This window comes from Saccharothrix carnea, from assembly GCF_003014735.1.
Taxonomy (GTDB): Bacteria; Actinomycetota; Actinomycetes; order Mycobacteriales; family Pseudonocardiaceae; genus Actinosynnema; species Actinosynnema carneum.
Genome location: NZ_PYAX01000020.1, coordinates 60,211 through 81,393, shown reverse-complemented (window position 1 = coordinate 81,393; position 21,183 = coordinate 60,211). Strand labels below are relative to the sequence as shown.

The window sequence follows — 21,183 nt, the reverse complement described above, 5'->3', positions numbered from 1 at the left end:
CTACTTGGCCGTCGGCGGTGCCTGCCGCCGATCGCCTGTATGGGACGTGATGAAACGGGGAGGTACGGCCAAAGGGCCGTTCAACTCGAACCGGATCGCGCAGGCAACAATCTGACCGCGTTCTGGTGGCGGTGAGAAGTGGCGCGGTCGGAGCGGCACGGTCTGGTGCAGGTCGGTCAGGTAGCCCTGTGCACGCCACTCGGTGATCCAGCGGTCCACCCGGATCTGGGTGAGCTGGGCCTGTTCCGGGTTGGCTGGCTTCCGCCAGAAGTCGTTCATGCGGACGGCGGGGAGGTCATCATCGCGGACCTGCGTGCGCAGTTGCCGGAAGCGCTCGGCCCCTTCGCGGTAGTCTCCGGTCTGGTAGCAAAGCACGGCGTAGCGGAAGAGGTCGAGTGGGCGGGGTGTCTCGGAGCTCTCCGCGTTCAACCGCCGATACAGCTCCTTGAGTTCGTCGAAGTCGTGGTGCTGGACGGGCTGGCGTTCGAGCAGGGAGATACGCAGCCGCACCGAGCGGGTCTGCGGTTGCACCCCGGCGCTCTCCGCCTCGTCGAGGATCGCGAGCGCGTCGGCAACGCCGTTCATGTTCTTGTTGCGCAGCCAGCAGAGCCGGGCCTTGCAGTAATACCCGAGTTCGGCCTCAGCCGAGTTGATCAACTCGTTCAGGTAGGCATCGCCGAGCTCCCTGTCGAGCAGCGAGAACGCCTCGGCGCGATACGTCGCGATATGCTCGGTCCAGACCGGGTCGGGCATCAGGTGGTTCGCTGCGACGTCGTCGGCCTCGTCGAGCAACTCCAGTGCCTGCGTGATGTCGGAGGCCTTGACCATCTGCTCGTCAGCGCTGGCCGTCTTCGCGTGGTCGAGCAGCCGGAGACTGAAGGCGAAGAGGGCGTCCATGTTCGTGCCCCCGGAGAACTCGATCGCCTTCTCGAACGCGGTGCAGGCACCTTCCCATGCCGTTGCGCCTTCAGCCGCGCGGTCGGCCTCCTGCAAAGCGAGCGAGAGCCGCCAGTACGCCGTGCCGAGCGTGTTGTAGAGGTGGCTGGGAAGCTCGTTGCGCCCGGAGCGGCGAGGCAGGCCGGTGGCCCTTTCCAGCTTCTCCACGGCACTGGCGTAGCGCACGAGGCGCTCGTCGATGGCGAGGCGCGGTGTGCTGTGGTCAGCCGACTTGTACAGCGACCGCGCCCAGTGGTGCAGGATGGTCTTGCTCTGGTCTCGGATCACGGGCGGGATGAGCTCAAAGGTCCGCAGCCGCCACTCCCAGTCCTGAACGCGATCCTCGAATCTCGGCGCCAGGACGTCCTTCGCCAGCGATTCGGCCATCCAGATGTCCGCGACGCTCCCCGGCGACAGCGCTCCGAGAACAGGCTCGAGCCGGTGGATCCGCGCCTCGGCCGAGCGAGCGCCCGCATAGTGCTCCAGGTAGGCCGAGGCGAGCGCCGGGTGGAGGAACCGGACGACTTCCTCGTCGAGCCCCTTGGCCGACCCACTCCAGATCACGATGCCGTCGAGCTGCCGGATGGCCGCAGAGAGCTCGGAGGGGTAGGTGCCGCCCAGCGCGGGACGGATCACCGTCCACAGTGGACTCGGAAGTCGAAACGAGGACAGCACGGCCACAAACATCAAGATGTCGCGCACCGCAGGGTCGTCGATCCCCTCGCTGCGTTGCGTGATCCATCGGGCCAGGAAGCTCTGCGCCTGCTCGGCATCGGACTCCGCCATGCCCTCGGTGAAGAAGAACCGCAGCGCGACCCAGAACAGCGACGTCGCAGGGCCGTCGCCGCCCGATGGCCACCGGGTCGCGTGGTCGTACCGCTGCCATTGGTGCAAGGATTGGGCGACCACCGGAAGATCCCACCGCTCCACGATCCCGGACAAGGAGCGCTGGCACCGCTCGACTTCCTGCTCCCCCAGGTTCGTCCGCAGGACCGGGAGCACCGCGTTTCGTCGCGTCCGGCGCTCGACGTCGCCATCCGGTTCCTGCGCGGCGAGTACGACAGCCGACCGCCCGTGCCGGGCGAGCACGCTCGCGATACCGCGGGCCGTGATGCCACGCTGGGTGTGGTCGACGTCGATGACGATAAGCAGCGGTGGGGCCTGTTCGAGACCGAGGGCGAGCGCTCCTTCCGAGAGTGTGGTGGCGAAGGCCAGCAGTTCATCCTGATCGACGGTGATCTGTTCGGGACGCAGGACTAGAGCGGGAAACCCATTCTTGGCGGCCTCGTACGCCGCTGCCCGCAGCAGTGTGGTCGCTCCCGCACCAGGCTCGGCGGGAAGCCGCATGATGAAGGTCGTTGCGGTTTCCGAGCCTTCCTGCAGTTGCCGGAGCGTCGTGATCACGTCCTCGTGCAGAGGCTTGTCCTGCGTCCGGTAGTCGCGCTCAACCGGCAGGCCGATGCCGTACGCCGACCAGTCCTGCAGACTGCCGTCCAGAAAGGCGAGCAGGTTCTGCATGGTGAACGTGGTCGGCGGAGCGATCTGCTCCTCGGTGAGGAGCGAGAACCGGGTGAGGATCCGATCGACGTCGCGAGCACCCAACGCCAACTCGCGGCTGCCGATGCGCACGGTGTACCGAGAAACGTCGGTAGCGTGCGGGGCACCGGCCTCGGCCATGACCGTGAAGAGATCTTCCTCGGTGCCGCGCCAGACGCGAACAACGGTCGACGGGCTCGAGTGCAGGCCGGGCTCCGGCGCATTCGGTGGCCAGACGAGAAGAACTTCCAGGTCGACGATCGGACAGTCCTCGAGAACCTCGGATAGCACACTCAGATCGTCATTCGTCCGGGCACCGAGCACGATCAACACCCGTTCCCGATACCGGGACAGTCTCTCGGCCAGCCTCCACGCCGTCCGCTCCCGGACCCGCCCGCGAACCGCACCGTAACGGACGGCGGCAGGCGCTTCCGGATCGAGCACGCCGGGCAGGACACACACAGGCAGGAACTCGCGTGAGGACAAGTCCGCCGAGGCGTCATCGTCGGCCGCGAGCACCACGATCTGCCGGACCTCGGGCTCGACGGCCTGTGCCGCGTCCTTGAGCGCCGGCAACAGAGGGCTCGCCGCGCCCTCCAGCCACACCGCCTCCCAGTAGCTGGACGCGACGAGCAGGTCGCGCGGATCCGGCTGCAGGCGATACCGCACGGCCGCCGCAGCTTCCGCAACGGAGTAGTCGTGCGGGTCCTCGCCGGGGCGGAGATCGCGAACCTGGCACGTCCACAGAAGCGCACGCCGGTCGCGAAGGCGCATCACCACAGACGGGGGCAGGGATTCAGGCACTCTGCTCGTCACACGCTTTCGTGAGTCAGACGGGGCGAATCCCGACAGCTTAACACCACTCGCCCGAATACTCCGGCATTGACAGCACCCGAAATCCGGCTCAATGGACGCCCACCGGAAGCGCCAGGAATCCGGTTCGCGTAGGCCCGACTGCACAGGCGGTGGCCACGCGCGCCACCGTGCATCGTGGAAACAGCCCACGCAAGATCCGGGCCTCACTGTCGACGGGGTGGCCATGCCGGTACCGGCATGGCCACCCCTCGATGCTGTGGGGACGTACCGTCGACCCCAGGTCACTGCGGCGTCTCATCAAGCGGTCCCTGCCAGCGTCGTCGGGGGCGGTCCTCAGAGCCGCCCACGCGCTCCGTGGGAGCCGTCCGAGTGCGGCCCCTAACCCTTGCTGCCTGTGGGGTGCCAGAACTCTGCACTGGGGCGCTGAGCTGCGGCGATCGCGCACCATGTGCTGCAGGAGCATGATCGTGAGGCATGGCGCCACGACTGCTTTACCTGATCTTCGTCCGACTCAGTGACTGGCTGGTCCTGCTCGGCCGGTCCTCCGCTGCCAAGGACGTCGAGTTGCTGGTACTGCGGCACGAAGTCGCCGTGCTGCGCCTGTGCCGCTCGAAAAGTCATCGTCGCTGGTAAAGCAAGGCTGCCACGGTGTTGGGACCATGTCCGGGTGATCGTGTCCCTGCTGTACAAGGTGACCCGGAAGCTGTTGTCCGTCCCGGCGGTGCTTCTCCGCAGCGAGGCGGCCAAGGACGCCGAACTGCTCGTGCTGCGGCACGAGAACGCGGTCCTTCGCCGCCAACTGACGGGTCCGGTCCGCTACGAGCCCTCGGACCGGTTATGGTTCGCAGCCCTGGCCGGGCTGCTCGATCGTCGCCGATGGCGGGAAGTCTTCCCGGTCACGCCGGGCACCCTGCTCGCCTGGCACCGCAGACTCGTGGCCCGCAAGTGGGATTACGGCGCGCGGCGACGCATTGGGCGCCCACCGACCCGGACGGCGATCAAGACGCTCGTACTGCGGCTCGCCCGGGAGAACCCGCGGTGGGGTCATCGGCGGATCCATGGCGAGTTGGCCCGACTCGGCCACCGCATCGCCCACTCGACGGTCTGGCGGATCCTGCACGACGCCGGCATCGACCCGGCACCCCGCCGCACCGGCCCGACCTGGCGGCAGTTCCTCACCGCCCAGGCCCAGGGCATCATCGCGGTGGACTTCCTCCACCTCGACACAGTGCTCGGCACACGCCTCTACGCCCTGGCGTTCCTCGAACACGACACTCGACGCCTGCACATCACCGGCGTCACCGCCCACCCGACCCGGGAGTGGACGACGCAGCAGGCCAGAAACCTCACCGCCGACCTCGGACACCGGACGGAGTCCTTGCGCTTCCTGCTCCGCGACCGCGACGGCAAGTACAGCCAGGCGTTCGACACCGTCTTCCAGGCCGACGACCTCCGCATCATCAAAAGCGCACCACAGGCACCGCGGATGAACGCCCACTGCGAACGGGTCATCGGCACCATCCGACGCGAACTTCTCGACCACATCCTGATCACCAGCGAAAGCCATGCACGCCAGGTCCTCGCGACCTACGAAGACCACTACAACCGACACCGGCCTCACCAGGCACGCGACCAACTACCACCCAACATCTACCAGCGCCCCACCGCCGGGCACGACCTCGACACCCACAGACTGCGCCGCACCCGCATCCTCGGCGGACTCATCAACGAGTACAGACAAGCTGCCTGACCAGCAGCGATCACTTTTCGAGCGGCACAACATGAAAAAGCCCGCCGACCTGGGCAAACTTCCCAAACCAGCGGGCTTCTTCGGACCGTCGGGACGACAGGATTTGAACCTGCGACCCCTTGACCCCCAGTAGTGCGGTCGCGGTCGGTATCGGTCAAGAGCAGAAGTTGTCCTGCGCATGTCCCTTCGGGCCCGTTTTTGCGGAGTTCAGGGGTGTACAGGGTGCGACGTCGGAGTCCGCGCCCGTTGCACTCCCGGAGGTCCGCGTGGACTACCCCTACGGTGATCGCCTATTCGCCACCACCTCTTCCCCTTCGGTGTCCGGTGACGTACCCGAGCCGGTGGCACCGCAGCCGGAGACCCAGTCCGAGGCCGAGGTCGTCGCGATGCCGGCCAGGCTGTTGCACACCCCCGCCCAGGCCGCGCGGCTGTTGGCGGTGCGCGAGTCGTGGCTGCGTCGGATGGCGGGACGACGCGAGATCGCGTGCACCTTCGTGGGCAAGCACCTGCGGTTCTCCGACGAGGACCTGCGCTCCATCGTCCAACGGGGATCCCGGCCCGCCCGCGGAGACCGCGCGACCGGACACGAGAACCACGGCCCACACCTCCGGCGCAGGGCGGCCTGAACACATTTCGGTTGCTCTCCAAGGGATATGGAGCGTCACTGTCCGTCCGTCGTCGTCCACGACGGCGAAACGGACACACCGAGGACGAGGAGTACGTGATGGGCTGGGTGGAGAAACGCGGTGACGGGTTCCGGGTGCGCTACCGGCTACCGGACGGATCCCTGTTCACCGAGAACGGCTTCGACACACGCGAAGAAGCGGAAAACCGGATCCGGGACGTCGAATCCGACCAGCGACGCGGGAAGTTCGTCGACCCGCGGCTGGCGCAGACCCGGTTCGGCGACTGGGTGCGCGAGTGGGTCCAGGCCCACGACGTCAGCGCGGTCACCTGGGCCACCTACGACTCGCACCTGCGCAACCACATCCTGCCCCGCTTCGCCGACACCGAGCTGGGCGACATGACCCGGATGACGGTCAAGGTCTGGGCCAAGCAGCTGCGCCGCAAGCTCGGCGAACGCAGCGTCGGCGACGTGGTCAACCTGCTGTCACGGATCATGGGCGAGGCTGTCGACGAGGAACTGATCGGCGCCAATCCCTGCCGCAAACTGCGCCTGGCCACCGGCGACCAACCCGAACGACCCCACGCCACCGCCGCCCAGGTCGCCGACCTGGCCGCCCGCGTGTCCCCCGACAACGCCGCCCTGATCGTCACCGCCGCCTACACCGGGCTGCGCTGGGGTGAACTGACCGGACTGCAATGGACACGGGTCGACACGGCCAACGCAGAGATCCGCATCGACGGCAAGGACGGCGCCCTGCACGAGGTCGGCGGCAAACTCACCCTCGGCCCGCCCAAGACTCCGGCCAGTGTCCGCACCGTGCACCTACCCGAGTTCCTGGTCGACCTGCTCGACGAGCACCACGACCGCCACCCCCACGCCCGCTTCGTGTTCACCGGAAGCGACGGCGGCTTCCACCGACGCTCCAACTTCCGCCGCCGCGTCTGGCTACCGGCGCTCCGCGGCGACACGGCCACCGGACGACCGCGGATCAACCCCGACATGCACTTCCACGACCTACGCCACACCCACAAGACCTGGCTCATCGAACACGGCGTCCCCGAAGTCCTGCAGCACAAAAGGATCGGCCACAAGTTCCACGGCGTCATGGGCGTCTACTCCCACGTCACCCAACCCATGATCGACACCATGCTCGCCGCACTCCAACACCGCTGGGAGCAAACCCGGGAGCGAACGGGGAGCACGAACCCATGACCACCTTCGCAAATACGGAGGTGGTCAAGATCATCCGCTCCCAAATTGCTCCCCGCAACGATCAACGGCCCGCAGACGAAGATCGCCTACGAGCCGTTGACCTGCAAAAACATACTGTGGGCGATACTGGGATCGAACCAGTGACCTCTTCGGTGTGAACGAAGCGCTCTCCCGCTGAGCTAAACGCCCATATTCGGTTCTCACTCCCGCTCTCGCGGTGTGGTCATAGCTTACAACATCATCCCCGCGAACCAAAAATCGGGCTCTGCAACCAGCTCCACTCGAGCCCGACCCAGCCACCTACCAGCGCGAACACGCCGAGCAGCCAGCACGTCACGATCACCACGAGGCCGGTCCCCGCCAGCACGAGCCCCTTGACCAAGAGGTTCTGCCGCCTCAACCACGCCACCCACGCGTCGTAGTAGCGCTTGGCGAACCTCAGCACCCGGCCCGCCCACTCGAACTCGGTGGCCAGGATCGCCAGGCCGGCGAAGACGACCAGCCAGCCCGGTCCGGGGTACGGGATCATCAGCACACCCGCGACCAGCACCAAGCCGCCGACCACGCCGACACCGATGCGGTAGGTCAGGTTCAGCGCGGGATTGCGGCGGAACCGGTGGCGGTGCTCCGCGCCCTTGTCGGTGTCTTCGCGCTGCTCTGTGCTCATGCCCACATCATCGCTCATTCGTCGCTCACGCGGGGCCTACCTGGCCGGATGCCAACACGGCAGACGGCCGCGCGGGTGCCGTGCGCCCCTGTTCGAGGGAGAGGCCGAAGCCGTTGTGCCGACGCGCGTCCGACGACCAGGCGAGCACGGGCACGTCCGAACCGTCCGCCGTGACGTCGAATGTGGCCAACGCCACAGGCTCCGGCGTGCCGGTCCCCCACACCACGTAGGTCTGCCGCGTCACGTCGTTGGCCGGCAGGTCCACCGGCATGACCGCGGCGCCGTCGTCCCCCGACAACAGCACGGCCACCGTCTCACCCGACGTGTTCCGCAGCACAGCCCGGCTCGTATCCGGGTCGGACGCGATCCGCAGCGCGCGCTCCAGCCGTTCCGCGCGCACGTCCTGCTGTGCGACCCGATCGTTTAACTGGACGAGCCGCACGCCCGCGACACCGACGCCTGCCACCAAGACGAGTACCGCGGCGGCCAGGAGCAGCTTGCGCCCCCACCCGCCTGGCCGGCGACGTGACTCCGGGAGCTCGACGTGCTGCTCCTCCCGCACTTGCGGTGTGTGCTCGATCGCGTCCATCAGACGTGCCCGCAACCGCGGCGGCGGGTCGTACTGGTGGACCGCCCCGCCCAGCGCGGCCGTCACCCCCTCGGTGGCGTCGACCGTCTCCCGGCACCGCGCGCACCCCGGCAGGTGGGCGCGCATCAGCCCTTCCTCGTCCGGTTCGAGCACGTGCATCGCGTACCCGACCGCGAGCTCTTCCCGAGGGCACCGGTCGTCCCTCCGCTCCCCGGTCACCGCTGTGCTCCCGTCATCCTGTCCGGCGCGTCGCCGCCGGTCTCCCCCGCCCAAGCCGAGCGCAACGCCGTGCGAAGCCTGCGGATGGCGGCGAATGTGCGCGATTTCACGGCGCCCAGGGCAGGCCGGTCAGCGCGGCGACCTCGACCTGGGTGTATCCGCCCAGGTAGGCCAGCGTGAGCACCTGCCGCTCGTCCGTGGGCAGCCCTTGCAGCGCCGCCCGGACCTCCGCACCGACCACACCGGTCGACGCGGCGTGGTCCGCGCCTTCCGCCGGTGTGACGTTGCGCTCGGAGACCTCGTCAGTCAGGGGGACACTTCGTCTACTCTTGGCGTTCTCGCGGCGGACGGCGTCGACGGCGCGGTGGTGCACCACGGTCTCATCAGCCAGGTGCCGAAGCCGCCGCGGGAGCTGTCGTAGGCCGCGGGGTTGCGCCAGAGGGCCAGGAACGCCTCTTGGACGACGTCCTCGGCCAGGTCGGGATCGACACAGATCCGCCGGGCGAGCGAGTACGCCGGTTTCGCGTACCGGTCGTAGAGTGCAGCGAAGGCCGTGCGGTCACCCACCGTCACCCGTGCGGCGAGTTCCACGTCGGTGGGACGCTGGCCGGGGTCGCGTCGCGGTGGGGGTGAGTCAGGCACCAGAGAGGTCCTCACGTCCAACATTCGCGCAACAGCCGGTACCGGGTTCAGGTTAAACCCAGCAAGATGGGAGCAGCCTGGCCCAGTGGACACGGAACGCATCGAGGTGGTAGCCCAGTGGAGTTATATGACCCCAATCGGGTGATAACACACCTCGTGTCGAGCGTTCCTCGCCACATATACGTCACAAGTGGAGAGCTCGGTCGTTCGATTGGCCGGGAAGGGAGAAGAGGGTAACGACGATGCGCAACGACCACGTGACACTCCGCTCAACAGCGGTCTTCGACCTGCTGGCGCCGAGGACCCCGGCCGTCCCGGTGCAGGTGGAGCTTCGCTATGACACGAAAGACCCGTACGCGGTAGTCGCCGCGTTCCGCACCGGCCGTGCCGGGTGGGTGGAGTGGGTGTTCGCCCGCGACCTGCTCGCCGACGGCCTGATCGCCGACGCGGGTGACGGTGACGTCCGAATCCGCCCGGCCGCCGACGACCCCGAGGTCGTGGTGATCGAACTGAGCTCGCCGTCCGGCCACGCCATGTTCGAGGCCTCGGCCCAGGAACTCGCCGACTTCCTCGACCGGACCTACGACGTCGTCGTGCCCGGGAACGAGCACCTGTGGGTCGACGTGGACGAGGCCCTGACGCACCTCATCTCCAACGATCTGACGTAAAGGCGCAGGTAGCGGGCCTGCGAGGGGATCGAGGGACCCCCGATTTGATCCCGCTGCGGTCCATGTAATAAAGTTCCTCTCGCACCGGGGAAGACCGGAACCACAGCCCCAAAAGGGAAAAGTTCCCAGAAATCCACGGAGCATGCGGATGTAGCGCAGTTGGTAGCGCATCACCTTGCCAAGGTGAGGGTCGCGAGTTCGAGTCTCGTCATCCGCTCGGCAGAGGGCCCCTTGGGCTCAGGCCAGACTCCTGGGTGCTAGCCTTCAGGAATCATGGCGGAGTGGCCGAGTGGCTTAGGCAAGGGCCTGCAAAGCCCTGTACACGGGTTCGATTCCCGTCTCCGCCTCGGACGATTAGCTCAGCGGGAGAGCACTACCTTGACACGGTAGGGGTCACTGGTTCAATCCCAGTATCGTCCACCAGCTATAAACGCAGGTCAGACAGCCCGTCGGTGATCACCACCGGCGGGCTGTTCTGCTGTCGTGGGAGCAAATTGGGAGCAAACGATCTTGGTGTGATCGTCGACACCGTATGTGGTGACCCCGTTTGGACCCGTGGGAGCGACCAGCGAACGCTCCCACCGACGCTGCAGTCCGTCGAGCATCGCGTCGACCATGACCTGCGTCACATGCGAGTAGGTGCTGTGCTTGCCGAATATGTCGTCCGTGCTGGTCAGGCGGCGTGGTGGTACTCGTTGAGGATGCCGCCCAGTCGTTGCCGTCGGCGGATGTCGAGGTGGGTGGGGGGTGCCTGATCGGGGGCTGGTTGTGGCGGTGGTTGTAGTGGTCGGGTGTTGTCGATGCCTTGGTGGGGCCGGTGGGTGTTGTAGAAGTGCTCGTACTCGCGCAGGGCGTGGAGCAGGTGCTGTTGGTTCCAGATCAGCGTTCGGTCGAGCAGTTCCCGTCGGCAGCTCTGGATCCAGCGTTCCATGATCGCGTTCATGCGCGGTAGCCGGACTCCACTGTGAACGACCTGGATGCCCGCGTCGGCGAGGACGGCGTCGAACAAGGCGGGGAACTTGCCGTCCCGGTCGCGGATCAGGAAGCGCGCGTGTCGGCTTGCGTCTTCGAAGTCCATGGCTAGGTTCCTGGCGGCTTGGGTGACCCAGGATGCGGTGGGGTGCGCGGTGGCGCCGAGGACTCGGATCCTGCGACTGGCGTGTTCGATGACCGCGAGCACGTACAGGCGGGCGCCGTTCAGGGTGGTGGTCTCGAAGAAGTCGCAGGCCAGAAGTGCGTCGGCCTGCGAGCGGAGGAAGGCCGACCAGGTCGTCGCGGCGCGTTCGGGTGCCGGGGCGATTCCGGCGTCTTTGAGGATCTGCCAGACGGTGGAGGCGGCAACTGTGATGCCGAGTACGAGGAGTTCGCCGTGGATGCGGCGGTAGCCCCAGATGGGATTCTCCCGTGCCAGGCGCAGCACCAGGAGCCGGATCGAGCGGACGGTTCGTGGTCGGCCGGGCCGTTTGGGGCGGGACCTGGCGGCGTGGCGGCTCGCGAGGAGGTCGCGGTGCCACCGCAGCACCGTCTCCGGGCGCACCAGTAGTCGGAGCCGACGAAGCGCATCGACCGGAAGTCGGTGCAGCAGCGCCGCGAGGAACGCCCGGTCGCCGGGTGAGAACCGCGGACGGTCCTCACCCAGTTGGCGCTCCAGGATCGTGATTTGGTGCCGCAGCGCCAGGATTTCCACGTCCTTATCCCGATCGCTCATGGGTAACAGGCGTAGCAGCGCGAACGCGTTAGTCACACTCAGGTAGGCCAGTCGGAGCAGCACAGTCGGTCATGCCGTATCAGCGGCCAGCGCTGTGGACCTGCGGCCGCACCCACAAGCACCTCGGCCCCTCAAGCTACGCACGGCTTCAACCTGCATGGACGGAGTTATCGGCAGGCACAGGGCTGGAGACGTGGCGAAGCTCCTGGTAGATGGCTTCTTGACCAAGAGCAAGGCCATCGCCAGGAGCTTCGAGTGCTTGTCTACCCATCCGCGATCGACCTGTCCAGTTCGCACCTCCGCTTCCTCGCCCGGGAGCTGACCGCGCATCCGCGCCGGATCGGCAGCAGGTGGCGCCGCCTGGACCCCGGACGCCAAGCCCTGCTGGTCCTGGCCCACTTACGCTGCGGCGACACCTACACCCGCCTCGCCGCCGGGTTCGGCATCGGCCTGGCCACCGTCTGCCGCTACATCCACGAAGCGATCGAACTCCTGGCCACACTGGCACCGGACCTGGCCGACGCAACCGCAAGCTCAAACGCGCGTTCTTCCTCGCCGCGTTCGCCGCCCTGTCCCACCCCACCAGCAGGGCCCATTACCAGCGAAAACGCGACGAAGGGAAGAAACACAACGCCGCGCTGATCTGCCTGGCGCGGCGGCGCTGCGACGTTCTGTTCGCCATGCTCCGCAACAAGACCCACTACCGGCACCCCGAACCCACTCCCGCCCCGACTGCGGCTTGACAACCCGCACCCACTCCCGGTGCAAGCGCTTCGTCGACTCCGACTACTGGTACGCCCGGAGACGATTCTGCGGTGGCACCGAGACCTCCTCGCCCACCGCCACGCAGCCAGATCCCGCCCCAGGCGGCCCGGCCGACCAAGGACCATCCGCTCCATCCGACTCCTGGTGCTGCGCCTGGCACGTGAGAATCCGACCTGGGGCTACCGCCGCATCCACGGAGAACTTCTCGTCCTCGGCATCAAGGTCGCGGCCTCCGCGGTGTGGCAGATCCTCCGGGACGCCGGGGGTCAGCCCGGCGCCCGCGCGCACCACGACGACCTGGTCGGCCTTCCTCCGTTCGCAGGCCGAAGCGCTCCTGGCCTGCGACTTCTTCGACACCCGCACGCTGAGCGGAGCCTGCCTGTACGTGCTCGCGGTCATCGAGCACGCCAACCACCGGATTCGCGTCCTGGGCGCCACCGCGCACCCCACCGCCTCCTGGGTCGCCCAGGTCGCCAGAAACCTCGTGATGGACCTCGAAGACGAAGGCCGACACGCGCGGTTCCTGATCCGCGACCACGACGGCAAGTTCCCCGCCCTGTTCGACTCCGTCCTCGCCGACGCGGGCGTCCGGGTCGTCCTCAGCGGAATCCGTATCCCGCGCATGAATGTCATCATGGAACGCTGGATCTGCAGCTGCCGCCGCGAACTCCTCGACCGCACCCTCATCTGGAACCAGCAGCACCTGCTCCACGCGCTACGCCAGTATGAGCAGTCCTACAACACCCACCGACCCCACCAAGGCATCGCCAACGCCCGACCGCTACAACCGCTGCCACAACCGACCACCGATCAAGCAGCGATCACCCGACTCGACATCCGCAGACGGCAACGACTCGGCGGCATCCTCAACGAGTACCACCACGCCGTCTGACCTGCACGGGCGACATTTCCGGCAACTGCAAGGTTCGCAAACATCAGCCGATCGAGTCCCCGAACTCCTGAAGCTCCGCAAGTCCGAGCACCGCCCAAAGACAAACAAGATCAGAACAAGGTGCGACGACCCTGCGGCAAAGCTTCCGTAGGAGGCACTTCCTAATCTTCAGAGATCGCTTCGCGAACGATATCCTCGGCGTTCACCAACTCGACGGCGTCGAAGTGCATGCCGTCCACAGTGAGGTAGACTAGGAGTGACAACCGACCTCTGTGATAAGTCGCTACCCACATGTAGTGGTCGTTCCAGTCGCCGTCCAAGACGGACACGGAGTCAACGTCGGCACCGTAGTAGTCGGCTTTGAAAGCCATACCGTCGAGGGTGACACCGGCATCCAGTGACACTTCGAGCATCGGACGCCCGTCAAGGTCGCGACCAGCAAGTTCCCACTCGATCGTGTCCAGGTCAGGCTGGATATCTTGCAAATCTGCCTCGTCCTCGATGATGGTGTGGAATCCACTGAAGTCACTTGCGTCGCTATACTCAACTTGCTCGGCTGTCGTGACTCTCTGACCGGCGATCTGCTCACAAGCTGCTGTTATGATGGCTTCGATCTGCTCGCGAGATGGCGTCACCACCGGGAACTCGTCGAGCTCAAGCTCGGTATCGAGGTGTTCGACATCCTTGAGGTACTGCACGGCCAGCCTGAGGTTTCGCGCTGTCACGATCGGCGATGAACCGGTCGCGACAACCTCCTCCAACAGGGATTCGTGAAGTTCACCTTTCGTGTCGCAGAAGTCTTTGGTGTTGTCGGTGACAAACATAATCTTTGTGCTTGGACCACGGTCCTTGCACATGCTGAGGACAGTGTACCAAATCAAGGAGTCCCGGTAACCGTTCTTTCCCTCCGCGTCGAACGGCTTGCGGGCTTCTAGTGCCCTGGTGAGCATCGTCTGTTGGTCGACCGCTGGCACTGGCAGGGTGGTGACTCCCAGCTCGGCGAGGCGGGCACGCAGCCTGGGCACGTAAGTGGCGATCTTCTCGGTGGTGCTGTCGTTGAGGTCCGCGATATTCGGCGGCACGTTCAACTCCAGTAGGGACGCGAGCTTGGTCAGCTTGAGCTTCTCCAGGCCCGCCACCAGATTGTTAAGGGCTCGCTTGTAGCCTCGCGCCAGTTCCTGGACGACGACCTCGGGCAGACACACCTCGATCAGGCCGTGCCCTGAGAGGATCGCCAGCCGAGTCCAGACATCACGCTCGAGCAGCCAGTCGTCCCAGACGGCGTTCGAATCGATCACCACAGCCACGCGCTTGCGCTGGAGCATGCTGACCAGCATAGGTCGAGTCAGCATCGGCAGGTAGCCGTTATCCGCACCGCTGCGGGCTGAGCAGGACCTTTGCGCCCCGAGAGCGCGGCGGCGGGCCGGTTCGCGTAAGGCTGGACCGACCGACAAGCGCTAGGCTCACACCCATCTTGGCCTCCGTCCGACAGGTCCAATTTTTGTTGGAATCTGCAAGGAAATTCAGCTTACGTAAGCTTCAGCAAAGGTGAGCACAGGATCGATGACTGCATAGTTGCACTCGGCGTCGCCGCTACGCACGCAGAGACGAACAACGGCGCCTTCGACCAGGTTTCGAAGTCTCGACGGCCTTGGCGGATCCTGCACGGCGGGCACCGACCCGACACCACGCCGCACAGGCTCGGCCTGGCGGGAGTTCCTCACCGCACAGGCCCAGGGCATCATCGCGGCGGACCTCCTCCTCCACCTCGACACCGTGCTCGACACACATCTGTATGTACTCGCGTTCCTCGAACACGGCACCCGTCGCCTGCACATCACCGGCGTCACGGCCCACGTGACCAGGCATGGATCACGCAGCAGGTCAGGAACCTCGCCGCCGACTCCGGACACCGGACGGAGTCGCTCCGATTCCTGCTACGCGGCCGCGACGGCAAGTACGGCCAGGCGTTCGACGCCGTCTTCCAGTCCGATGATCTACGCGTCATCACGACCGCGCCACAGGCTCCCCGGATGAACGCCCACTGCGAACGGGTCACCGGCACCCTCCGACGCGAACTCATCGACCACCTTGGGTTACGTATCGGTCGACCGACGTTGAAGGGGGACGACCTCTGCGGGTGGCGCTGCACCACCCTCGTCCACGGTTCGCTCCCGGCGACCGAGCATTCCTCAAGGATCTTCTGTGTCAGTCGGCAACTTCAATAGGTGATCACTGCCCTCGGCGCTTATGAGCGTTGTGTACGTTTCAAACACCGTCCGTTTGCCAGTTGTCGGAGTCCTGCGCGACGACAACCGAAGCACGTCAATCTTTGCGGGCTATGCCGGTCACGCCTACGACGAACAACGTAGCAAAAAGCCATCCAAGTACATGGAGAAGCAGTGCTACGATGGCGAATCCCGTTGGACTGCCGGGCCGGAAATCGCAACGCAGTCGCGCATTGGTGTTGATCAACGGCACTGAAATGTCTGCGGCCAGCCTGATCGCTTCTCCCTTGCTACACCCGTCCGAACGGGATGCAGGATTTGTGAAAGTTACAACATTTGCACTGGGCGAAGGCGAGGTACTCGGCGTGATGAATGAAGCGGGTGTTTTTGGTGCAGACGAGAGGGAAGACGTTGCGGGGACGATGGTGCCTTCAATTCGCATGGCGGGCTTGTGGATCGTGTCGCCAGCCGATGTTTTGAGCAGCATGAAGGTGGCGAACATAAATATTCCGAGAATACCGAGCAAGGCACGTCCGGGTCGGTAGCCATGTCCGATAAGGGAGCGCTTGACGATATGCCAGGGCCACCGCGCTAGCCACGACCAGAGATTCTGCGCTTTGTTTGCCTTGCGTCGATCGTTCTCCAGTCGAATTAGAAGACGTCGCGCTTCGACGGTGCGACCACTGTTCTGAAAGATTGTTGCAAGATGTCGGTACGGTTCACCGTCGAAGTGGTTCATATGGCGACGCAACCAATGTGGCCAGTAGGGATGGACCGATTCTTGCGAAAGCATGGAATAAGCCAGCCCAGTGACGATGATTTTGCTTTTGCTCGAACACTTATTCGCACGAAGGTACCTTTTCTCTGGCTCGCATACCGTTTGCGTCGGAAGTCGCAGCTCATTCATCGATGCGCAGCTGAGGTCGATCGTGAGACGGCTTCCGCTCTCGTTCACGAGTTTGTTCGAAATCGCTGCGGTTCGTCGAGGAAATAGGCGTCTTTCTTGACCTCGGCTTGCATCCCATAGATCGCCCGTTATCTCTCTTCCTGTGCCAAAGTCGAGACGTGAGCCGATTTGCGCGGACATGAGGTGCACCGTAGCGAGTTCCTCGGAACATGCTGTTGCAACGAACCCTGCACACAACAGCAGGGATCCCTCTACCCGAATCCCTTCCGCGTTCAACGCGGGGCCTAGGTCATTGCGGACGCTGGTCCCGTCGAGCCAGAGATCTCCATGGACATGCGCGTTGACGAGTTGGATAGCTCCAGTATTGTGATCGGAATAAATTCTCGCTGCGCGAAATCGTAGCGAGCGATCGACCTGGATTCCCTCGGCATGAAACGCAGGGCCAAAGGTATTACGAATGTTCGCACGGTCTAGTTCTAGATTCCGTCCGATGTAGGCCCCCAGCAGCCGCACGGCACCTTGCTCATTGCTTCGTGTCGTGGTGAGGCCTCGCATATAGACGGACCCGTCCACTCTTATCCGATCGGCTTGAAAGTAAGGGATCCTGCAACTGTCAAGATGTAGCCAAGGAAAGTGCGCGTCATGGGCCAAGATCGGGTGATTGAGAACGCAACGTTCGAGTTTTAGACCAACAGGAGTTTTAAGTCCATTAAATTCGAACGAGGGGTCCGGCGCTCCTTTTGGAGTCGAACCAATTATGCGCGCGTACCTTACTCGGATACCGTGCGGGTGCGCACCATATTTGCCGGTGAGCAGGTCGTGAATCGCCTCTGCGCGGATGACATGATCAGGATGTCCGGTGGCACTCAGTGCGCCTATCTCAATTTCTGGACAGTTGAGTTCCACGCCTTGCATGGTCTTCTCAATCAATCTTTTTTCGAGATTGCTTAGTGCTTGTGTTGCCATAGTCGAGCGCCTGTCATGCGTAGCAATGTGGCTAACGGGTATATCGCCCTATGGCAAGGTTATCGTTTCTCTTGCACTCGAAGGAGTGAATCGCCCTTGCCTTCGGTAACGTATTTGTGCGCCGCTCCGATAGGGTGACCGTGCCTGCGGGGTTCCAAAAGTCAGCCGCGTAGCCTGAACTGCGGTTAGGCGACTGCGGGTTCGTACTCGTTGATCAGGCCGCCGAGGACTGGTCGGCGGCGTTGTGCCTCGTGGTGCGCTCAGGAGCGGGACCGATCCCGGCGTCCTGGAGGATTTGCCAGACGGTGGATGCTGCGACCTTGATGCCGAGTACGAGCAGTTCGCCGTGGACGCGGCGGTAGCCCCAGGTCGGATCCTCGCGCGCCAGGCGCAGCACCAGCAGGCGTATTGAGCGGATGGTCCGTGGTCGGCCGGGACTCTCGGGACGGGATCTGGCCGCGTGGCGTCGGGCGATGAGGTCCCGGTGCCACCGCAGGATCGTCTCCGGGCGCACCAGCAGTCGGAGTCGACGAAGCGTGGCGACAGGGAGTCGGTGCAGCAGGGTCGCGAGGAATGCCCGGTCGCAGGGGGAGAACCGCGGACGGGTGTCACCGAGTTGCCGTTCCAGGACGGTGATGTGGTGTCGCAGCGCCAGGATCTCCACGTCCTTGTCCCGGTCGCTTATAGGTAACAGGCGTAGCAGCGCGAAGGCGTTGGTCATGCCCAGGTAGGCCAGTCGGAGCAACATGGCCGGTCAGCAGGCCGCGTCAGCCGAGGGCGGTGCGGACCTGCGGCCTTACCCGGGGCCCCTCGATCCCTCACGCTACGCACAGCTTCGACCTGCATGGATGGAGTTGTCGGCAGGTACACCGTCCACGGCTAATGGCCCCCGCGCGTCGACACACCGGACGCCCGCCGACACGAGCCGCCACCAAGTCGCTCGTGTTGCGCCTCGCCGAGAACCCCCGCTGGCCACCGCCGGATACAAGGCGAACTGGCCCGCCTCAGCCATCGCACCGCCTACTCGACCGCGCGCCCAGTAGGCGCTACCGCAACTCGGCGCGGTGCAGCCCTGCTGGCGGTGGCACACCGGTGTCTCGCCCAGCCAGCACTACGGGCGGGATTCCGTACGCCGCGAGGAATTCCTCGATCACGGCCGCTTCGTCCGCGGCGGCAGGTCCCCGGCGACGCCCGTAACCGTGGATGAGCAATGCGAGTCGGTGTTCGGTGAGCCACCGAAGTCCCAGTTCCGGTTCGACGCCGTACTGGGCTTCAAGCTGGTCGAGCAGCCAGCCCGTGAACGGTCGCACCACGTTCGTTGCGCGAGGGCCGTTCGGGTAGGTCGCCAGGTTTACGGTCATCGGGATCAGGTCGGTCGAGTCGAGCAGACTCTGTGTCAGTTCCGCCAACAACTCCGGCAGATCGCTCTCCGCAGCTCCGACCAGCAGCATCGCCCGATCGGTCTGATAGAAGGCGTCGCCCAAGGTGGTGGCGGTCCACTTCTTCACTACGCGACCGCCGCCGGGTAACTCCAAGCCTCGCCCCGTAGGTCCGTAGAGGTGGCGTGGCGGCGGTTCCGGGAGGAGCTTGGCAGATACCTGCATCCGCACCTTCGTCAGGACGGCCTGCCGTTGCGCGGCGGTGGACTCCGTCGTGGGCGGTCGGCCGTCGAAGGGGTCGATCGCGCCGAGGTGGTTGCGCAGCACGAGGTGCGGGAAGTGGAATTCCTCGCCGGACGAGCGGACCAGCTCTGCCGCCGCCGCGGTGCGCAGGAATCTGCGGACGCGCCACGGCACGAGACCTGTCCATGCCAGCATCGGCCGGTAGCCAAAGCGCTCGATCACGAACCCCAACGCAAGCCCGATGTAAGCCGCCGGGACTCCGCCCAGCACGACACCGACCGCGAGTCCCGCGTACAGCCGTGATCCTTGGTCAACGGGCTCGGTGAAGGCGCCCGCTCCCGCCATCAGACCGCCGACGACCGCCGTCACCACTACCGGACGCCAGAAGGCGGCCCGCGTTCCGATTGTCCGCATGGAGTCCGCCTGGCCCTGGGACGAGAAAAACCCGAGCATCCCCATGGCCGTGCAGGCCGCGACGCCGAGCGTGCCGCCGGCGAATCCGAGCGCCAGGGACGGGTCGTGGAGTTCGAACCGCCGCCAAGCGGTGTATACACCGACCACTGCCAGGATTCGCAGGAACGACTTGCCCTTCGTCATCTCGTTGGTGAGCATGTAGACCATCGCTACCGCCGACAATGCGAGCGTCCACGTGCGCACCGGCACCGGCGCGACTGAAAGTCCGTAGACGGCGGTGAAGCACACTCCACCGAGCGCACTCCCGAGCATGACACCCACCAGCACGCCCGCCAGCCGTCGCAGCGGTCGCCTCGACAGCGGGTCGAGCACGTACCGGCCCGTCAAGTCGTTCAGCATCCCCGCCGGGATGGCCACCAGCGCCACGCCCGCCAACAGCGACCACGCCGCCGGAACGACGCCGAAGCGCAGCGCCACCGGGGCGACCAGGGTCGACGTCACCGCCGTGGCGAGGGCGGGAGGCACGATGAGCCGCCGCGCCAGGCTCACCGCCTCCGGTGGCAGGTGTCCGGCGAAGGCGACGTCGCTCCACCGAGGTAGATGTGGTGTGGCGACGTCGGGGTCGTTACGGGTACGGGCGATGCGGACGAGGGTGCTCAGCCGTCGCAGGGTGGTAACGCGGTCGATCCGCCGTCGGTCGAGGAGTTCGGCCAGGTACGCGTCCAGCAGGCGGCGGCGGAGGTCGCCGTCGGTCAGGTCGACGCGGTCGTGAACAGTGAGGAGCACACGCAGCCACAGTGGGGCGTCGACGATCTCGCGCAAACCCTCGGGGAGGTCTCGGACGTGTTGGGCGACCTGGTCGGGTGTCAGGGGTTCGATGGTGGCGGTGCGGCGCAGGCGGGTGGTGAGGTCTTCGTGGTCGACGGTGCGACAGGTGACGACCAGAGGCGGGGCGGCGTCGTCCGTGGCGAGGGCGGCGATCTGATTGGCGCAGCGGACCCGCAACGGCGCGGGGACCTCATCGAGGCCGTCGAGCAGGAGCACCAGTTGCCGGCGGCGCAGCCACGCGCGGGCGACGTCCGGGACGAGCTTGTAGCGGGCGTGGGCTTGGGCCAGCAGCCAGTCGAGGAGAGCTTCCGGCTCGTCGTCGGTCTTGGCGCGTCGGAGCATGTCAGCGAGCCGTGAGCGGCGTCGACCCCACCCCGCCAGGTTCAGGATGATCGGTATGGGCTCATGGTCGTTCTTCGACGCCTTGTCCGCGAGGGCTTCGGCGAGGCGGGCCAGCTCGGTGCTCTTGCCGGATCCTGCCGCGCCCAACACCAGCAAGGACTCGTCGCGTTCGAACGCTGGGAGCAGCTCGTGGACCAGTTTGTCGTCCACCCGGATGGCCAGATCCAGCCGGGTGATGCCGGTGAACGCCTCATCGAGCGCGGTTCGGACGGCCGCGTGCGACTGGTCCAGGACACGGATGCGGTCCCGCGGGGAGGGTTCGCCGGGACCGCCCAGCAGCGGCGGCAGCCCACCGCGGTTGCGGAGAACCTCGACGGCGGTCAGGGCGACGCCGATCGCGACCCAGACGAGCCACAGCCACCAGGGAGGATTGTCGTCCGTGACGTAGTTCGTGACGACCGCGCCGACCAGCGTCAGCCAGACGGCCGCGACGACCAGAGATAACCCGGATCCCTTCATCAAACTCGCAGAGTAGCGGCCCGGGGCGAGTGGGGGTGGAGCCAACCTGGTGGCGGAGCGTCAAGTTCGAGAAGGGACGGCGATGTCGAGGGCTTCCAGGACGGTATCGACCACGTCGGGCGACCCGCCGATCTTGGCGAGTTCGGTGGCTAAAGCGTGAGCATGGCCAGAGGGCTCGGATAGCCCGTCGAGTGCTCGTGACGCCCGCTCACTGGGGTGACAGGTTTCGCTCGTCGCCTGCGGTTGTCGTGCTACCTCGAAAATCAAGGCGATCCCACCACGCCATCACCCTGCACACCCGCGCCGCACAAGGCACCACGAACGCCTCC

The 21,183-nt window shown here is 65.6% G+C and carries 16 protein-coding genes, 4 tRNA genes and 2 pseudogenes; 11 read left to right on the top strand and 11 right to left on the bottom strand.

All coding sequences use genetic code 11. The features are described 5' to 3' along the window. Complete coding sequence (locus B0I31_RS41000; protein ID WP_181320714.1) at positions 1 to 3,276, bottom strand: hypothetical protein; 3,276 nt, start codon at positions 3,274 to 3,276, stop codon at positions 1 to 3. Between the two features lie 486 nt (positions 3,277 to 3,762). Here B0I31_RS41000 and B0I31_RS35885 point away from each other — a divergent pair, with 486 nt between their 5' ends. The 4 genes from B0I31_RS35885 to B0I31_RS35870 all read left to right on the top strand — a co-directional run bounded on the left by B0I31_RS35885 (position 3,763) and on the right by B0I31_RS35870 (position 6,878). Next, positions 3,763 to 3,921 carry a hypothetical protein gene (locus B0I31_RS35885; protein WP_219910975.1) on the top strand — a complete coding sequence of 53 codons (159 nt, stop codon included), beginning with the start codon at positions 3,763 to 3,765 and terminating at the stop codon, positions 3,919 to 3,921. Positions 3,922 to 3,955: 34 nt separating this feature from the next. After that, entirely contained in the window at positions 3,956 to 5,038 is a 1,083-nt protein-coding gene (locus B0I31_RS35880; protein WP_106619849.1) for an integrase core domain-containing protein, read from the top strand. A gap of 266 nt (positions 5,039 to 5,304) precedes the next feature. Then, on the top strand, positions 5,305 to 5,664 hold the full coding sequence (locus B0I31_RS42315) for a helix-turn-helix domain-containing protein (RefSeq protein WP_245950683.1): 360 nt from the start codon (positions 5,305 to 5,307) through the stop codon (positions 5,662 to 5,664). A 98-nt stretch (positions 5,665 to 5,762) separates the two neighbouring features. Next, positions 5,763 to 6,878 carry a tyrosine-type recombinase/integrase gene (locus B0I31_RS35870; RefSeq protein ID WP_106619848.1) on the top strand — a complete coding sequence of 372 codons (1,116 nt, stop codon included), beginning with the start codon at positions 5,763 to 5,765 and terminating at the stop codon, positions 6,876 to 6,878. 117 nt (positions 6,879 to 6,995) lie between these two features. Here the strand turns inward: B0I31_RS35870 and B0I31_RS35865 are convergent. From B0I31_RS35865 to B0I31_RS42305, 5 genes are all read right to left on the bottom strand, one after another. Continuing rightward, positions 6,996 to 7,067: transfer RNA gene (locus B0I31_RS35865), tRNA-Val, on the bottom strand. Positions 7,068 to 7,116: 49 nt separating this feature from the next. Then, positions 7,117 to 7,545 carry a TIGR02611 family protein gene (locus tag B0I31_RS35860; RefSeq protein ID WP_245950682.1) on the bottom strand — a complete coding sequence of 143 codons (429 nt, stop codon included), beginning with the start codon at positions 7,543 to 7,545 and terminating at the stop codon, positions 7,117 to 7,119. 25 nt (positions 7,546 to 7,570) lie between these two features. Beyond that, a complete protein-coding gene (locus tag B0I31_RS35855; protein WP_106619846.1) occupies positions 7,571 to 8,353 on the bottom strand; it encodes an anti-sigma factor in 783 nt (260 codons plus the stop codon). A gap of 106 nt (positions 8,354 to 8,459) precedes the next feature. Next, positions 8,460 to 8,594: a sigma factor-like helix-turn-helix DNA-binding protein gene (locus B0I31_RS42310; protein ID WP_245950681.1), complete on the bottom strand. Its 135-nt coding sequence runs from the start codon at positions 8,592 to 8,594 to the stop codon at positions 8,460 to 8,462. A gap of 65 nt (positions 8,595 to 8,659) precedes the next feature. After that, a complete protein-coding gene (locus B0I31_RS42305; protein ID WP_245950680.1) occupies positions 8,660 to 8,944 on the bottom strand; it encodes an RNA polymerase sigma factor in 285 nt (94 codons plus the stop codon). Positions 8,945 to 9,237: 293 nt separating this feature from the next. Between B0I31_RS42305 and B0I31_RS35845 the strand changes: the two genes are divergently transcribed. The 4 genes from B0I31_RS35845 to B0I31_RS35830 all read left to right on the top strand — a co-directional run bounded on the left by B0I31_RS35845 (position 9,238) and on the right by B0I31_RS35830 (position 10,086). Beyond that, positions 9,238 to 9,663 carry an SsgA family sporulation/cell division regulator gene (locus B0I31_RS35845; protein ID WP_073893954.1) on the top strand — a complete coding sequence of 142 codons (426 nt, stop codon included), beginning with the start codon at positions 9,238 to 9,240 and terminating at the stop codon, positions 9,661 to 9,663. A 144-nt stretch (positions 9,664 to 9,807) separates the two neighbouring features. Further along, positions 9,808 to 9,880: transfer RNA gene (locus B0I31_RS35840), tRNA-Gly, on the top strand. Positions 9,881 to 9,938: 58 nt separating this feature from the next. Next, positions 9,939 to 10,010, top strand: a tRNA-Cys gene (locus B0I31_RS35835). Between the two features lies 1 nt (position 10,011). Then, positions 10,012 to 10,086: transfer RNA gene (locus B0I31_RS35830), tRNA-Val, on the top strand. Positions 10,087 to 10,336: 250 nt separating this feature from the next. Here B0I31_RS35830 and B0I31_RS42300 read toward each other — a convergent pair. Further along, positions 10,337 to 11,371: an integrase core domain-containing protein gene (locus B0I31_RS42300; RefSeq protein WP_245950679.1), complete on the bottom strand. Its 1,035-nt coding sequence runs from the start codon at positions 11,369 to 11,371 to the stop codon at positions 10,337 to 10,339. A 255-nt stretch (positions 11,372 to 11,626) separates the two neighbouring features. On the opposite strand from B0I31_RS42300, the pseudogene B0I31_RS35820 reads away from it, so the two are divergent. The 3 genes and pseudogenes from B0I31_RS35820 to B0I31_RS35810 all read left to right on the top strand — a co-directional run. Further along, positions 11,627 to 11,896: pseudogene (locus tag B0I31_RS35820) on the top strand (helix-turn-helix domain-containing protein); the annotation flags it as partial. Then, positions 11,875 to 12,114 (top strand): annotated as a pseudogene (locus tag B0I31_RS35815) (IS110 family transposase); the annotation flags it as partial. The pseudogenes B0I31_RS35820 and B0I31_RS35815, both read left to right, overlap by 22 nt. A 407-nt stretch (positions 12,115 to 12,521) precedes the next feature. After that, the gene (locus tag B0I31_RS35810) at positions 12,522 to 13,028 is read left to right on the top strand and encodes an integrase core domain-containing protein (protein ID WP_245950678.1); all 507 of its coding nucleotides are present in this window, start codon (positions 12,522 to 12,524) and stop codon (positions 13,026 to 13,028) included. 161 nt (positions 13,029 to 13,189) lie between these two features. Here the strand turns inward: B0I31_RS35810 and B0I31_RS35805 are convergent, their stop codons facing one another. The 4 genes from B0I31_RS35805 to B0I31_RS35785 all read right to left on the bottom strand — a co-directional run bounded on the left by B0I31_RS35805 (position 13,190) and on the right by B0I31_RS35785 (position 20,899). Next, a complete protein-coding gene (locus B0I31_RS35805; protein ID WP_181320713.1) occupies positions 13,190 to 14,353 on the bottom strand; it encodes a PIN domain-containing protein in 1,164 nt (387 codons plus the stop codon). Between the two features lie 1,000 nt (positions 14,354 to 15,353). Continuing rightward, positions 15,354 to 17,129 carry a hypothetical protein gene (locus B0I31_RS40195; protein WP_146174083.1) on the bottom strand — a complete coding sequence of 592 codons (1,776 nt, stop codon included), beginning with the start codon at positions 17,127 to 17,129 and terminating at the stop codon, positions 15,354 to 15,356. 214 nt (positions 17,130 to 17,343) lie between these two features. Continuing rightward, the gene (locus B0I31_RS42295; RefSeq protein WP_245950677.1) at positions 17,344 to 17,877 is read right to left on the bottom strand and encodes a helix-turn-helix domain-containing protein; all 534 of its coding nucleotides are present in this window, start codon (positions 17,875 to 17,877) and stop codon (positions 17,344 to 17,346) included. A 298-nt stretch (positions 17,878 to 18,175) separates the two neighbouring features. Further along, the gene (locus tag B0I31_RS35785; protein ID WP_146174082.1) at positions 18,176 to 20,899 is read right to left on the bottom strand and encodes an NACHT domain-containing protein; all 2,724 of its coding nucleotides are present in this window, start codon (positions 20,897 to 20,899) and stop codon (positions 18,176 to 18,178) included. Positions 20,900 to 21,183: the final 284 nt, after the last annotated feature.

Excerpts from the sequence above, each read along its gene's own strand:
- B0I31_RS35885 (WP_219910975.1), top strand. The coding sequence starts at position 3,763 with ATGGCGCCACGACTGCTTTACCTGATCTTCGTCCGACTCAGTGACTGG.
- B0I31_RS35870 (WP_106619848.1), top strand. The coding sequence starts at position 5,763 with ATGGGCTGGGTGGAGAAACGCGGTGACGGGTTCCGGGTGCGCTACCGG.
- B0I31_RS35860 (WP_245950682.1), bottom strand. The coding sequence starts at position 7,545 with ATGAGCACAGAGCAGCGCGAAGACACCGACAAGGGCGCGGAGCACCGC.
- B0I31_RS35845 (WP_073893954.1), top strand. The coding sequence starts at position 9,238 with ATGCGCAACGACCACGTGACACTCCGCTCAACAGCGGTCTTCGACCTG.
- B0I31_RS42300 (WP_245950679.1), bottom strand. The coding sequence starts at position 11,371 with ATGAGCGATCGGGATAAGGACGTGGAAATCCTGGCGCTGCGGCACCAA.
- B0I31_RS35805 (WP_181320713.1), bottom strand. The coding sequence starts at position 14,353 with ATGCTCCAGCGCAAGCGCGTGGCTGTGGTGATCGATTCGAACGCCGTC.
- B0I31_RS40195 (WP_146174083.1), bottom strand. The coding sequence starts at position 17,129 with ATGGCAACACAAGCACTAAGCAATCTCGAAAAAAGATTGATTGAGAAG.
- B0I31_RS42295 (WP_245950677.1), bottom strand. The coding sequence starts at position 17,877 with ATGTTGCTCCGACTGGCCTACCTGGGCATGACCAACGCCTTCGCGCTG.